Origin of the sequence: Paenibacillus sp. RRE4 (assembly GCF_031844205.1) — a bacterium.
GTDB lineage: Bacteria > Bacillota > Bacilli > Paenibacillales > Paenibacillaceae > Paenibacillus > Paenibacillus xylanexedens_B.
This window is the reverse complement of record NZ_JAUZUT010000002.1, coordinates 197964-212295: the sequence shown is the minus strand read 5'-3', so window position 1 is coordinate 212295 and position 14332 is coordinate 197964. Positions and strand designations below refer to the sequence as shown.

11 protein-coding genes and 1 riboswitch are annotated in these 14332 nt (G+C 51.9%); all 11 genes read left to right on the top strand.

The window, feature by feature from the left end; genetic code table 11:
• Positions 1 to 26 precede the first annotated feature (26 nt).
• The 11 genes from Q9R46_RS17985 (at position 27) to cbiE (ending at position 14267) form a co-directional block, all read left to right on the top strand.
• Positions 27 to 1625 carry a spore germination protein gene (locus tag Q9R46_RS17985; protein WP_311281166.1) on the top strand — a complete coding sequence of 533 codons (1599 nt, stop codon included), beginning with the start codon at positions 27 to 29 and terminating at the stop codon, positions 1623 to 1625.
• A gap of 4 nt (positions 1626 to 1629) precedes the next feature.
• Positions 1630 to 2829 (top strand): Ger(x)C family spore germination protein, encoded by a 1200-nt coding sequence (locus Q9R46_RS17980; RefSeq protein ID WP_311281165.1) that lies wholly within the window; start codon positions 1630 to 1632, stop codon positions 2827 to 2829.
• Positions 2822 to 3043, top strand: coding sequence for a hypothetical protein (locus Q9R46_RS17975; RefSeq protein ID WP_311281164.1), 222 nt, complete (start codon positions 2822 to 2824; stop codon positions 3041 to 3043). The genes Q9R46_RS17980 and Q9R46_RS17975 overlap by 8 nt, the downstream gene beginning before the upstream one ends.
• A 56-nt stretch (positions 3044 to 3099) precedes the next feature.
• Entirely contained in the window at positions 3100 to 4380 is a 1281-nt protein-coding gene (locus Q9R46_RS17970; protein ID WP_311281163.1) for a GerAB/ArcD/ProY family transporter, read from the top strand.
• Between the two features lie 131 nt (positions 4381 to 4511).
• Entirely contained in the window at positions 4512 to 5342 is an 831-nt protein-coding gene (locus tag Q9R46_RS17965) for a uroporphyrinogen-III synthase (RefSeq protein WP_311281162.1), read from the top strand.
• Positions 5343 to 5618: 276 nt separating this feature from the next.
• A riboswitch (cobalamin riboswitch) is annotated at positions 5619 to 5807 on the top strand.
• A gap of 344 nt (positions 5808 to 6151) precedes the next feature.
• A complete protein-coding gene (gene cobJ / locus Q9R46_RS17960; protein ID WP_311281161.1) occupies positions 6152 to 8089 on the top strand; it encodes a precorrin-3B C(17)-methyltransferase in 1938 nt (645 codons plus the stop codon).
• A gap of 278 nt (positions 8090 to 8367) precedes the next feature.
• A complete protein-coding gene (locus Q9R46_RS17955; protein ID WP_311281160.1) occupies positions 8368 to 9696 on the top strand; it encodes a sirohydrochlorin chelatase in 1329 nt (442 codons plus the stop codon).
• Complete coding sequence (gene cobK / locus Q9R46_RS17950; RefSeq protein WP_145333529.1) at positions 9693 to 10463, top strand: precorrin-6A reductase; 771 nt, start codon at positions 9693 to 9695, stop codon at positions 10461 to 10463. The genes Q9R46_RS17955 and cobK overlap by 4 nt, the downstream gene beginning before the upstream one ends.
• Positions 10464 to 10544: 81 nt before the next feature.
• Positions 10545 to 11195 carry a precorrin-8X methylmutase gene (locus Q9R46_RS17945; protein ID WP_311281159.1) on the top strand — a complete coding sequence of 217 codons (651 nt, stop codon included), beginning with the start codon at positions 10545 to 10547 and terminating at the stop codon, positions 11193 to 11195.
• 671 nt (positions 11196 to 11866) lie between these two features.
• Positions 11867 to 13021, top strand: a complete 1155-nt coding sequence (locus Q9R46_RS17940; RefSeq protein ID WP_311281158.1) for a cobalt-precorrin-5B (C(1))-methyltransferase — start codon at positions 11867 to 11869, stop codon at positions 13019 to 13021.
• Positions 12984 to 14267, top strand: coding sequence for a precorrin-6y C5,15-methyltransferase (decarboxylating) subunit CbiE (gene cbiE, locus Q9R46_RS17935; protein WP_311281157.1), 1284 nt, complete (start codon positions 12984 to 12986; stop codon positions 14265 to 14267). The genes Q9R46_RS17940 and cbiE overlap by 38 nt, the downstream gene beginning before the upstream one ends.
• The last annotated feature ends 65 nt before the right edge of the window (positions 14268 to 14332 follow it).

Genomic DNA, 14332 nt, shown 5'->3' with positions numbered 1-14332 from the left:
AAAACCAAGAATGGAGGGGCGGCATAATGGCGGATAAATCATCAAAAGGTAGCGAAAAGTCCAGGAGTTCAGCATCAGCGACCGACAGCGGCAAATATGTACCCTTGGGACTGCCGTCCCCGCCTATTCTGAAACAACCGATCAGTGCCGTACATACAACTCAAATCCAGGCGTTAAAAGAAATCTTCTCGAACTCTTCGGACGTAGTGTTCCGCAACGTTATGATCACACCGGAGGTTCAGGGGCTTCTCGTGTATGTCGAGGGCATCGTGAATTCGGCTGATATTCAGGAGCATATGCTACGCCCGCTTATTCGAGGGCTGATCCAGCAACGTACAGACGAGCCCGATGTGCCGATTGATGATACGCGAATTGAATTAACGCAGGTCAAACGAGTTCAGACCTGGGCTGCCGCGACCGAGGGCGTGCTCGCCTCATCGGCCTTACTGGTTATGGACGGAAAAGCCGAAGCTTGGCTATTCAACGTGAAAGGTGGGGTACGTAGAGGGGTAGAGGAGCCGCAGACGGAGTCGGTGATCCGGGGGCCTCGGGAAGGATTTACGGAGACGCTGCGGGTTAATACGTCTTTGTTACGTTTCAAACTGAAGACACCTGCGCTAAAAATGGTAAGTATGACGCTGGGCTCCGACACCAAAACGGATGTCGTTTTGGTCTATCTGGAAGGGGTCGCTGATCCCCAATTGATTCAGGATGTCAAAAAACGTCTGGAGAAGATTGAGATCGACGGTATTCTGGAGAGCGGTTATATCGAGGAGCTTATCGAGGATAACCCGAATTCCCCGTTTCCACAGATGCACTATTCGGAGCGCCCGGATACAGTCGCCGCAAATCTGCTGGAAGGTCGATTCTCTATCATGGTGGACGGAACGCCGTTTGCATTGATTGCTCCCGTGACAATGTGGCAGATGTTACAGGCTAGTGAGGACTATTATGAGCGATTCTTCATTACAAATCTGATTCGCTGGATACGCTTTTTGTTTGTATTTATTGCGTTGTTCCTGCCGGCTCTGTATATCGCCATTACGACCTTTCATCAAGATATGCTACCAACTACACTGATTCTCAGCATTGCTGGTGCCCGTGAAGCCATCCCTTTCCCGGCACTCATTGAAGCGCTCATTATGGAATTATCTTTTGAAGCGCTAAGGGAAGCCGGGGTCAGGTTACCTAAAACGGTGGGGCAAGCAGTCAGTATTCTCGGTGCCCTTGTGATTGGTCAAGCTGCCGTGCAGGCGGGTATCGTCTCTGCCCCGATGGTTATTATCGTATCGATGACGGGTATTGCATCCTTCACCATTCCGCGCTTCAACTTTGCCATTACCGTAAGGCTGTTACGGTTTCCGATCATGCTTCTGGCAGGCATGCTGGGATTATACGGCATCGTGATTGGTCTAGTGTTGATTTCTGTACATCTGACACAGATGACATCTTTTGGTGTACCTTATCTGTCAGGGGTGAGTCCATACCATAAGAAGGATACCAAAGATATTTTGGTCCGGGTGCCTTGGTGGAAAATGATTAATCGTCCTTCGACCGTGCACCGGGATCGCAAACGTATGGCTAGAGATATTAATGGTTCGCCCGAAGCAGAGGAAGGATGGTGATTCCATGCGGTTTCTTATGAAGTATAGGGCTGTCATTTCGTTGATCCTGTGTACATCTCTGCTTGCAGGTTGCTGGGACCGCGAAGAGATTAATGATATTGCGTTTGTCATTGGTATTGCTGTTGATAAAGAAGGGAAGGATTACCGGTCTAGCCTGCAGATTGCCCTCCCTGGACAGTCGGGTGCTTCGGGCAGTGAAGGTGGCGGCGGAGGAACGAGCGGAGATAAACCGTGGTTTATCCTCTCTAATACGGCTCGTACACTGCGGGGGACATCGCTTGAGGGTCAGAAGTCACTCTCTCGCCGAATTTATTATGCTCATCGCCGCACCATTCTTATTGGAGAAGCATTAGCACGGGAGGGAGTTGCCCCGATGCTTGACCTGTTCACAAGATATCCGCTTAACCGCTTGTCGGCATTGCCTGTTGTCACCAGGGGTGAAGCGCATAAAGTTATAGACACGGATGCACCGATTGAGAAGTTCCCTTCCGAGATGGTGCGTGAATTATGTTTTCTTAACACGAGGAATCCAAGATCCCTTAAAACATTTATAGACTCGATTCTGGATGAAGGAGTGGACCCATTTCTACCTATCGCATCCGTTTCAGACAATGTACCACAGGATTGGAAGGGCGCCGTAACCAATATCAAACTGGACGGCTTGGCTATTTTCAAAAAAGACAAGCTGGTGGGCATGATGGACAAGGCCCCTGCCGATGCTTTGATTCTTGCCATGGGTGAAGCCAATGAACCCGAGGTCATGATTAAGGCCCCGCGGGGAGAAGGGGACCTGTTCATTAAATTGAACGAGAACAATTCTTCGCTGCATCCCAAGATTGTGAATGGCAAAGTGAGTGTAACCATTCGATTGTATGCCAAAGGGGTCATTGTGGATAACGAATCCGATTACGGTGACAGGCGTGAGAAAGAAATTTTAAATTTAAATGAGGCTGTGCATCGGAAGATTAAAGAGGATATTGAGGAAGGCGTAGAGCTGGTTCAACACAAATTCAAAGCGGACATTCTTGGCATCGGTCGTTCTATCCACAGACAATTACCGAAGGAGTGGGACAAGATTAAGGATCGTTGGGAGTTTCTCTATCCGGAGGTTCAGGTAACTGTGGAACCGCATGTCATTATTGAGAATGTCGGTATTGTCAATAAACCGATTGGAGTCGTAGAGGAGGACATTATACATGATTAAACCGCTACTGTACACTTATCTGGCAATGGTAATCGGGGTGCTGATTATGGATTTCAGGCATCTGAAGCAGGCGGCACCTATCAATCGATGGTTATCTTATGTCATCATCGCGGTTGGAACAGGGATCTGGTTTTATGTTACAACGTTGAAAAAAACCGTGTTTGTATCCGTATGGATGAGTCATATTATTCAACGTCTGCTACCAATGCCTTGAGGATATGGCTTATGTCATCTTAGTATGCAAGAAACTGGTACGGAAGGAGGGACAGGATGATTCAGAAGGTAACGCACAGGCAAATGGTCTTGATGCTCATGTTGCTTAGTATTACGGGTACATTGCTGCAACCTCATACACAAGCTATTTTTTACGCAGAACAGCATGCTTATCTTTGTTACATACCGGTTGTGCTGATTATGTTTACATCGATGTGGATGCTCAGCCGTGTCCAGCGGCGTTTTCCGGATAAGGATCTGTTTGAATCGTTAATGACACGATTCCCCTTTCTCGGAAGATTGGCCGGATTGATGTACATCGCGTTTTTTTTCTTTGTATTTGCGAGAGATATTCGGTTAACAGGGGATTATGTGAGTATTACATTGCTGGAAACAACACCAATATCTATTATTGTGCTTACGTTGCTCATTATGGCTATATTTATCGTGCGGGGCGGTTTGGGTTCTCTGGTTGGCATGGTGGAGCTGTATGTGGCTCTTTTTTTGTTAAACTCCATCATTGTGCCGTTTATGCTAATTCAGCAGATCAATCTGGATAACCTGAAGCCCTATTTCGATGTTGACCTGGCGGGTGTGGGCAGGGGGAGCTGGTATCTCTTTTCGTTTTATGGAGAGATGATTGCTCTGCCCTTTGTGATGAGGGGAAGTGACTTTCGAGTGAAATCGATTTTCACTGGCAACATCGTCACGGCACTACTGATGATGCTTATTGTCATCGAAACCATTACATCCATCGGTGTACCTATTGCTTCGAGGCTGGTGTATCCATCGTATGAGCTGGCAAGACAGTTGCAGATTAGTGACTTTCTGGATCGGTTTGATCTGGCGCTTGCCGCAGCAACCTTGCCGTGTATCATAACCAAGATTGCATTTGACCTGTATTTTGTGTGCTGGGGATTAAAACGCATGATTCCCAAAGTGTCTGGTAAAGTACTAACCGGACCCATTGCGTTGCTCGGTTTTGTATGTGCGTTCTGGTTTTTCCGCAATGCGATTCAGCTGAATCGGTTCACTCGGGAATGGACATGGGTTGCGATTGTATTTGAGGTGCTGTTTCCAATCGTATTCTTTCTATTTCTTCGTCCACGGAAAAAGGAGGCTGGGCATGCCCCGAACTCTGAATCGGGAGAGAGGGCATCCAGAGGCAAACAGCAGGAAGCAGAACAGAAGCAGGAGCAGGCATCTGGTGAATCAGATCACGCTGAAGGGAAGACAGAAGGCAAGTCAGAGGAGCAGTCTGGTGATAAGTCAGCGGAAAAATCTATAAAGAAGAAAGGTAAAACATCCCATGGCGGCGGTAATCTGCAGCCTTCCTGATAAAAACCATAAAAAATCGTTATAGCTAAAGAGCTCGGAAAGCAAGCAGGCATGGTTTCCCTCCGTACAAGGAGCCTGTATACTGTAGTCAGATTGGTGAACTTTCGGCTTAATAAACGGGGGGAACATAAATGGCTCAACATTTGGCAGGGGTACGTGTGGCGTTAACCGGACCGAGAAAGTCCAAAGAGATGTCTTTATTGGTAGAGAAGATGGGAGGAATCCCGCTTGTGCGTCCTGCGCAAGGCACAGTGTTTCTGGATGACCGTAACATTCGAGATGGACTGGTTTCCTGGATCTCTGATCCGCCGGAATGGGCTATTTTGACGACGGGCATGGGGCTGGATGCTTTGTTCGACATGGCTGAGGACATGGATATAGCCGGGCAACTTCGGGATGTATTGGCTGGATCATGCATTGCGGCTCGAGGGTACAAAACAGTGAATGCACTCAAGAAACTGAAGTTGACACCACTTGTACGAGATGATGATGGTAGTACAGATGGATTGATCCGTGAATTTGGTTCACATGATCTGACAGGCAAAAAGGTGATGTTGCAGTTGCATGGGGAGACTGCCCCCAAGCTGGTTCGCTGGTTAGAAGAACAAGGGGCTATTGTGCGGCAGGTGTTGCCGTATCGTCACGTACCGCCGGAAGAGACAGAGCTGGAGCAACTGCTGAATGAAGTAATTCAGCATAAGTTAGATGCGGTGGCCTTTACAAGTGGGCCGCAGGTTCGGTTTTTGACGGAATATGCGACATCTCAAGGGAAGCTGGAGCAGATGCTAACAGCTTTCAAGGAAGGGGTAGTCCCGGCCTCTGTTGGTAGAGTTACGGCGAACGCGATGCGTGAGGAAGGTATCGAAGCGCTGGTTGTACCAGACGAAGAGAAGATGGGAGCGCTCATCGTTGAACTGGGACGTTATTTTGCCGCGAATCCGGTGGGTGTCCGCGAAGATTAATAAAGGCAGATCGTGCAGAGATATTTAGATGTTCGGAGCAAGGCCTCAATGTGAATATTGAAAGATTGCGACATAGCCGTATGTAGAATAGAAGACGCAATTTGTATACAGAGGAGTATTAAGTTTAGAAGAAATCACATCAGGTATCTGGTGGATATATAAAGGTTCTGATCCGTTTTTGCGGATCGGGATCTTTTTTCATTTTTATCCAAAATTAATGGTTAGGACAATCTTGAGAAGCGTGGACATTATTTCCTGACCGATGGTATGATGAAGACAATATGAAAGCAGCAAGGTGCTCTTGCATAAAGCAAGAGGTAACAGGGAATCGGGTGCAAGTCCCGAGCGGTCCCGCCACTGTAATGGTGAAGCGTTTTCCATGAAAGTCACTCGGTACAACGGGGAAGACAGGAAAGAAAGCTAATGATCCAGAGCCAGGAGACCTACCTTGCGTGTGTCACCAAACCCTTCGCGGAAAGGAGTGGTGTACGATAAGTTCGGGAAAGGGACAAACCGTGGGTTGTCCTGTGAGGCTCTATATGGGCTATTATGGCTGTATGCAATTCCTTATTATGGAATGTTACAGGCCAGATTTCCTGAGTGTAAGTACATGCATATCTCATCCGTGATTAGGATGGGATTTTTTTGTTTTTTTGCACAGGAATGAAGTTAAAGTTACCTGGTTGAGCAGAAGGAATGATGAGTGACAGGGAAATAAAGTGAAAGAGCCCCATCTATATCGGGGAACTTTTTAGATAAACAAGGTTGGGGCGTTAATCGTATGACAAGCGGAGTGAGGGGGAAAAGGGATGCAAAAGCAAGGCAAGTTGCTGATCATCGGTTTCGGTCCAGGTGCGATGGAGCACATAACCAAACGGGCACTGGATGCATTGCAGGAAAGCGAGGTCATCATTGGATATAACACCTATGTGGATCTGATCCGGCCTTTGTTGAATGGACAAGCCATTGTGCGTACAGGCATGACGGAGGAAGTCAGCCGGGCACAGGAAGCGGTAAGACAAGCGGAAGCAGGCCACATTGTTGCCGTAATCTCCAGTGGGGATGCCGGGGTATACGGTATGGCAGGACTTGTATATGAGGTGCTGATCGAGCAAGGCTGGAAGCCGGATACAGGCGTAGCTGTCGAGGTTATTCCTGGCGTGTCGGCTATTCAATCGTGTGCTTCCTTGCTGGGTGCGCCTGTTATGCACGATGCATGTACGATCAGCCTCAGCGATCATCTGACACCATGGGAAACCATTATTCGGCGGGTTGAGGCGGCGGCATCGGCTGATTTTGTTATTGCTCTGTATAATCCCCGCAGTGGACGGCGTACACGCCAGATTGTAGAGACGCAAGAGATGTTGCTTCGTTACCGTGATCCGAAGACACCGGTCGGCTTGGTCAAAAGTGCATATCGGGAACGTCAGGACGTGGTCATGACTACGCTGGAGGAGATGCTGAATCACGATATCGGTATGTTAACCACCGTGATTATCGGCAATTCCTCGACCATGATGTACGAAGGCCTCATGGTCACCCCGCGCGGATATCAGCGGAAATATACGCTGAACTCCGCGGAACAGCCGCTCAGGCCCCATGAGCGGCTACGCACCGAAGCCGAGCCATGGTCGCTCGGCGCGCAAGAAGCCCGCGCTGCCGCCTCCGGCGAGGCAGCGGGCAATAGCACGGCCCGCGATACGCAGGCCGTGCCGCCGGCGGAGCCAGCCCTGCGCGGCGCCAGCGCCGGAGCAGGCACGGCTCCGCAAGGGCAGCCGCCCGCAAGCGCATGGGCGGCGACCCCGCCTGCGGCAAGCCTGGCGAGCGGTGCTGGCACCGCCGTGCTTGCCGCAGAGCGGCCCGCGTCCGCGGCGGCAGAGGCCGCACCGCGCGCTGCCGCTGCGGCGCCACGCGCCGGCGCAGCCGAGCTCGCCGCGGAGGCGCTGACGCGGCTCGCGGCAGGCGGTGCGCTCGCGGGCGAAGCGGCAAGCCGCTGGCTGGACGCATCGGCGTCAGGCCCGGCAGCCGCGGGCGCGCAGGGCGCGAGCAGTTCAGCTGTGCTTGGCGCAGCCGCTGCTGTGCCCGTGCCGGGGCGCAAGGCGCCGCTCTTTGAGATCGGCGTGTCGCCCGGCGTGGGCAACAAAAAGTTCACCGCCACGCAGATGGCCCTGCTGGCGCAGTGCGCAAGCGAGGACGGCGAGCTGGAGTATACGCCGGAGCACCAGATCATTCTGAGAGTGCCGACGTTTGAACCGGATGCGCTGGTAGACGAGCTACGCGCAGCGAACTTTATCGTGGTGCCGATTGGGGACGTGATCAAGGTCAAAGCCTGTGACTTCTGCAACCTGGAGAAGGACGACGCGGTGCCGATGGCTAACCATCTGCAAGAAGTGATCGGCGGATTGTCTGCTCCGAAGGAAACGAGTGTGGCGTTAAACGGCTGCGGGATGGCTTGTTACGGAGCAGTGCTGGAGGATATCGGCATCGTGTACCGCAAGGGCGGCTACGATCTGTTCCTTGGCGGTAAAAAGTTTGGCCGCAATGCACATCCGGCTCAGCCTGTAGCAGAGGGCATTCCGGGTGATCAGATCGGCGGCATTGTGGAGCGCATTGTTGCGGAGTACAAGGAAAAGGGACATCCGAACGAGCGGTTCCACAAGTTTTTCAAACGCGTAGGTGTCATTCAAGGCTTCCGTCATGTGGATGCGCCAGTCACCGTTGAAGTGAATCCGGTTTGCGGTGACTAAGAAGTGGAATTGCATGGTATGTATGGGTCAAGCCTGAAAGTCCACTTAAGCATCAGAGGCAGGGTCATCTACGGAGAATGAGTGGTCACAACACCAAAAAATAAACGAAACACAATCCTCGGCTGAAGCCCGGCTGATATAGATAGATAAGACATGCAAAGTTGAACCCATTGCAGAATTAGAAATAGGTTATACCTTTCTTCCTTGGAGCCGAGTGGAGAGCCTTACGAATATGAGAAATCCGATCTACGGATCGGACAGAGGAGGAAATATAGAAGATGGATGCCATTTTGTTGGTGGGACACGGGAGCCGTGATCCCGAGGGGAACCGCGAGTTAAAGGAGTTTGCACGTGAGGTCGCTGAGCAGGCACCGGAGAACACACTGGTGGAAACCTGTTTTCTGGAATTAACCAGACCGAGTATTGCGGATGGAGTTACGGCTTGTGTAGATCGAGGCGCGACACGCGTCGTACTCGTACCGATTATTTTATTTGCAGCGGGACATGCCAAGATTGATATTCCGAATGCGATTGATCGTGCCAAAGCACGTTATCCGCAAGTGCAGTTTATTTATGGGCGTCCGATCGGTGTGCATGAAAAAGTCGTGCAAATTATGCAAACTCGTCTGCAAGAGGCGCAACCTGTACGTGTTGCAGCTCAAGGTGAAGGTGGAACAGATACAGCAGTTGCAGTGGCCGCTCCGCCTGCTACGGTTACTGATGAAGAGACCGCTGTACTTGTGCTTGGACGGGGAAGCAGTGACCCGGATGCCAACAGTGACTTTTTCAAAATGACCCGTATGCTGTGGGAGAAGCTACCGTACAGATGGGCGGAAAGCAGCTTTATCGGCGTAACCCAGCCTTCTTTCCCGGATGGATTGGAACGTTGCCTCTTGCTTGGTGCGAAAAAAATTGTTGTCATGCCGTATTTCCTCTTTACCGGTGTGCTGATTAAACGCATTGATGAGATGACGGCCGAATTTGCAACCGCGCATCCGGATATTCAAGTCGAAATCGGTGGTTATTTCGGTTTCCATCCGAAACTGGTCGAGCTGGTGCTGGAACGTGCGCATGAGGGGTTATACGGACGGGTTACAGCCAACTGTGACAACTGCCAATTCAGACTTGAAGCAGCCAAACATCACCACCACCATCACGACCATGACCACGGGCATGACCACGATCACGACCATGATCATCACGACCACCACGACCATGATCACCATGATCATCACGATCACGGACATGACCATGACCACGGGCACGATCACGACCATCATGATCACCACCACGATGATCATAGCCACAGTCATGGACACGACCATCAGCACGAAGGTCAGCATGTCCATAGTCATGATGATGAGCATGAACGTCATGATCATAAGCACGACGGTGGGTACTCCGAGCTGGCGGCCGTTACTCGTGAGGCGACACTTGATTTCCATCATGACCATGACGAAGAGCTACATCACTCGCATCATGAGCACGATGGACATCGGAGCAAACAGCAGCACAATTTAGCAGGAGCAGAAGGAAATGTACAGCAGCATTCATCCTCTTCTAAGGCACAAGTGGCATCAACTTCCGAGCAGGTGAAGCGTTCATGATCCTCATGTTATGCGGTACCAGTGATGCACGCGAACTTGCGATCCGAATCCAGCAACAAGGACATAACGTCCTGACCTCGGTTGTGACCGATAGCGCAGCCCAAAGTCTGACCGAAGCCGGCTTACCTGTGCGGACGGGCCGATTGACCGTAGAGGCGATGGTGCAGTTGATCCGTGAAAAAAACACCCCTGTGCTTGTAGATGCGAGTCATCCTTTTGCCGAAGAAGCCCATGCGAATGCCATGGAAGCCGCGAAACAGGCGGGCATCCCTTACATTCGTTACGAACGAACCGGGCTTGCTTATGATGACCATGAACTATTACATGTCGTGTCATCTTATGATGACGCAGCACTCAAGGCCAAAGAGCTGAAAGGCTCCGTCATGCTGACGACAGGTAGCAAAACGCTACAAATCTTCACCAAGCACCTGCTTGGTGATCCGGATATACGACTTGTTGCACGCATGCTCCCCCGTCTCGACAATATGGAGAAATGCGGTGAACTGGGCGTAGAGCAGCGCAATATTATTGCGATGCAAGGACCTTTTTCCCGAGAAATGAATGAGGCACTTTACAAGCACTATGCAACAACGGTGATGGTCACCAAGGAAAGCGGAAAAACCGGAGCCGTGGACGAGAAGATCCAGTCTGCACTGGAGCTGGGCATTCATGTTGTGCTGATCTCACGTCCAGAGGCGGAGTTTGGCACGGTGTTTGATCATTTTGACGGTGTATTGCACGAGCTGAAAGGGATTCTGGGGCAGTGATTTCCCTGATAGGCTTAATTTGAATAACGCAACTTTGAACGGCTTGATTGTGAATATCGAAAGAAGAATGGAGTGATTCGGGTGGATTTCAAAACAGAGTTTAAACCGCTGACCGTGCAACCTCAGGAAATTGAAGGTAAAAGTTTTGAGATGATTACGGAGGAACTGGGGGAGCACCCGTTTACCGATGAGCAGTATCCGGTCGTACAGCGTGTCATTCATGCTTCGGCTGATTTTGAACTGGGCCGCAGCATGGTGTTTCACCCGGATGCAATACAGGCAGGTATCGCCGCGCTACGCGCAGGCCAATCTGTTATTGCAGATGTGCAGATGATTCAGGCAGGCGTGAGCAAGGATCGTATCCGCGGTTTTGGCGGCGATGTACATGTACATATTTCCGATCCGGATGTGATGGAAGAAGCCAAACGCCTCAACACTACTCGTGCGATCATCTCGACACGCAAAGCAACCCAAATGTATGACGGGGGCATCTACGCTATCGGTAACGCGCCAACGGCGCTGCTGGAGTTAATTCGTCTTGTCAAAGAGGGCGAGGCCAAGCCGGGGCTGATCATCGGCATGCCGGTAGGTTTTGTATCCGCGGCCGAGTCCAAGGACGAGCTACGCAAGCTGGACATTCCTTTTATCACCAACATCGGTCGCAAAGGCGGCAGTACAATCGTTGTGGCAGCACTTAACGCAATCTCGTTGATGGCTGTGAAGGCAAATTAGGCCAAATAACGTTATCTGTGATCGTTAGCGCTTAGTCGTGGGTGTAACAGGTGTCAAAGTAAACGAGATCCTTAGCATGCGAGTCACCAGAGATTGGGGTTCCGCTCCAGCAACTTCTAACGATCACCAGGGAGCTTATTTAACGTAAAATCAGTCTTTTGAAATTCTAACGATCCTGAGGAACGTTATTTCGCTCAAAACCACTCGAAAGCGCTGGAAATTGCACCATTTTGGTGAAATAGCGTCTCCTGAGATCGTTAGAATTCCAGCGAGGGCAAATTAGGCCAAATAACGTTATCTGTGATCGTTAGCGCTTGGATATACTTGTAGTTGCTATTAAGTAACTGAGATGGTTAATGCGTGGGCCACCAGTGGTATGAGTTTTGTCTAGCAACTTCTAATGCTACGAATGATTATTGTACGGTCGTTAGCGTGCGGGGACGGTGAGTGCAAGTCTAGTCCAGCACCTTCTAACGCTCTCCAGTTGGTTCGTTTACATTTACTAGCGCCACAGTTGTTAAGTACAACTAAAAATCAATGAATCAACAATTCATACAAGACTAAACAACAATGAACAATCAACAATCAACATCAGCCAACAGCCAACAGCCACAGTCAACATAAGTCCAACCAACAAGCGAGCATCTAGAAAGGACGGGAGGTTCAAAGCCATGGAAAATAAACGCATGAAGAGCGGAGAAGCACCGGACCCGGATAAACCGATGCGTTCCGGCTTTACGACCGGGGCGTGTGCTACGGCGGTTGCCAAAGGCGCGACGCAGCTCCTGTTAACGGGGCATATTCCTGCACAAGCCGTGGTTTCCTTGCCCGCCGGCTTTGACCACTCGTTCGAGCTGATCGAGCAGGAGCTGATGACGGACGGTACAGCAACCTGTGCCACGATCAAGGATGCCGGGGATGACCCGGACGCCACGCATTTGGCGAAAATCATTGCCCATGTTTCCTGGCGGGACGAGCCGGGGGTAGAGCTGGATGGGGGTATCGGTGTCGGTCGCGTCACCAAACCTGGATTGCCCGTGCCCGTAGGCGAAGCAGCCATTAATCCCGTGCCGCGGCGTATGATCACCGAAGCCGTGACCCAAGTGCTGACCGAGCATGGCACCGCGAGAGGGGTGCGAGTAGTCATCAGCGTGCCGGACGGCGAAGAGATTGCGAAAAAAACGCTCAATGCGCGGCTTGGCATTCTTGGCGGCATCTCCATTTTAGGTACACGAGGTGTGGTCGTTCCGTTTTCTACTTCGGCGTACAAAGCCAGTGTAGTACAGGCCATTTCCGTCGCGCAGGCTTCCGGCTGCGAGCATATTGTGCTGACGACAGGTGGCAGCAGTGAGAAATATGCGATGAAAATGATGCCCGAACTGCCGGAAGAAGCCTTTATTCAGATGGGTGACTTTGTCGGCTTTGCGATCAAGCACGGGAAACGGCTGGGCATGAAACGCATCAGTCTGGTCGGGATGCCGGGCAAATTCGCCAAAGTGGCTCAAGGGGTCATGATGGTGCACTCCAAGAGTGCGCCGGTGGATTTTGGATTTCTTGCGTCCGTGGCTCGCGAGACCGGGGCCGGCGATGAACTGGCGCAAGCGATCGAGGAAGCCAACACGGCGACTCAGGTGGCGGATATGATGACCGAAGCGGGATATTTGCCTTATTTTGAAAAGTTATGCCTTTATGCCTGCCAGCACTGTCTGGAACATGCGGGCGGCGGCGTAACGGTGGAAGTGGTGCTGGTCACCATGAAAGGAATGGAACTGGGGAGGGCAGAAATCAGTGAACTCGAACACAACAACTGGAGCAAAGAATCGTAACATCCGCATTATTGGCGTAGGCGAAGAAGGGGCAGCCGGACTTACAGCAGAGAGCCTGAGTTTGATTCAGGAGGCTGATGTGCTGGTCGGCGGCGAGCGTCTGCTGCAATTTTTCCCGGCTTTTGCGGGAGAGAAGCTGGTGATCAAGAGCAGTTTGAGTGACCTCGTTGCGAAAATAAAAACGTTGCAGGACACGCACAACATCGTTGTGCTCGCCTCGGGGGACCCGCTGTTTTACGGCATCGCCGGGTATTTCGCGCGCAAGCTCGGCCCGGATCAGCTGGACATCCGGCCTAATCTCAGCTCGCTGCAGCTGGCATTCGCGAGGCTTGGCGAGAGCTGGCACGACGCCGTGCTCGAAAGCGTGCACGGTCGCCCGCTCAAAGGCCTCGCCCAGCGCATCGATGGCAAAGCCAAAGTGGCGCTGCTCACGGACGAGCACAACAGCCCCGCTGCGATCGGGGCGTACCTGCAACAGTTCGGCATGACCGAGTATGATGCCTACGTTGCAGAGAACCTGGGCGCGGCAGACGAGCGTGCCCGCCACTACACCCTGGACGAGCTGGCAGCGGCTGAGTGCAGCCCGCTGAACGTCGTCATTTTGTTGCGCCGCAAAGATGCACCGGCGCCGCGCAAAGGCTTCGGGTTTGCAGATGAGGAATTCCATCAGCGCAAACCCGAAAAAGGCCTCATCACCAAGCGTGAGGTCCGCGCGTTCAGCTTGTCCGAGCTGAAACTGGGCGAGGACAGCATCGTGTGGGATATCGGCGCAGGTTCGGGCTCGGTGGCGGTGGAGTGCACGCGGCTGGCGCCGCGGGGCCAGGTCTTCGCCATCGAAAAGAACGAAGGTGACCTCGTGAACATCGAGGCCAACCGTGTCAAATTCCGGACGGATTTTACCGTCCTGCATGCCAAAGCGCCAGCGGGGCTGGACGAACTGCCCGAACCGGATGCGGTGTTCATTGGCGGCAGCGGCGGCGAGCTCGCGCAGCTGATCGCCCTGTGTGCGTCCCGGCTGCGCCCCGAGGGACGCATCGTGGTGAATGCAGCGACCATCGAAACGCTGCATGACAGCATGAAGGCGATGCGCGATGCGGGCATGGACACCTCCGTGACCCTGCTGCAGACGGCGCGGAGCAAGCCGATCCTGAATATGACCCGTTTTGACGGATTGAACCCGATCTATGTGATTACAGGCCAATATATTGCAGCAGACGAAGCGGAAGCTGTGAACGGAGTAGAATAGTTTTTTTGGCAAGGAACCAAAGGGGGAGAGCAGCATTAGCACAACAACAGGAAACATCAATAGTA

Coding starts and splice junctions, on each gene's coding strand:
- Q9R46_RS17985 (WP_311281166.1), top strand. CDS start 27: ATGGCGGATAAATCATCAAAAGGTAGCGAAAAGTCCAGGAGTTCAGCA.
- Q9R46_RS17980 (WP_311281165.1), top strand. CDS start 1,630: ATGCGGTTTCTTATGAAGTATAGGGCTGTCATTTCGTTGATCCTGTGT.
- Q9R46_RS17975 (WP_311281164.1), top strand. CDS start 2,822: ATGATTAAACCGCTACTGTACACTTATCTGGCAATGGTAATCGGGGTG.
- Q9R46_RS17970 (WP_311281163.1), top strand. CDS start 3,100: ATGATTCAGAAGGTAACGCACAGGCAAATGGTCTTGATGCTCATGTTG.
- Q9R46_RS17965 (WP_311281162.1), top strand. CDS start 4,512: ATGGCTCAACATTTGGCAGGGGTACGTGTGGCGTTAACCGGACCGAGA.
- cobJ (WP_311281161.1), top strand. CDS start 6,152: ATGCAAAAGCAAGGCAAGTTGCTGATCATCGGTTTCGGTCCAGGTGCG.
- Q9R46_RS17955 (WP_311281160.1), top strand. CDS start 8,368: ATGGATGCCATTTTGTTGGTGGGACACGGGAGCCGTGATCCCGAGGGG.
- cobK (WP_145333529.1), top strand. CDS start 9,693: ATGATCCTCATGTTATGCGGTACCAGTGATGCACGCGAACTTGCGATC.
- Q9R46_RS17940 (WP_311281158.1), top strand. CDS start 11,867: ATGGAAAATAAACGCATGAAGAGCGGAGAAGCACCGGACCCGGATAAA.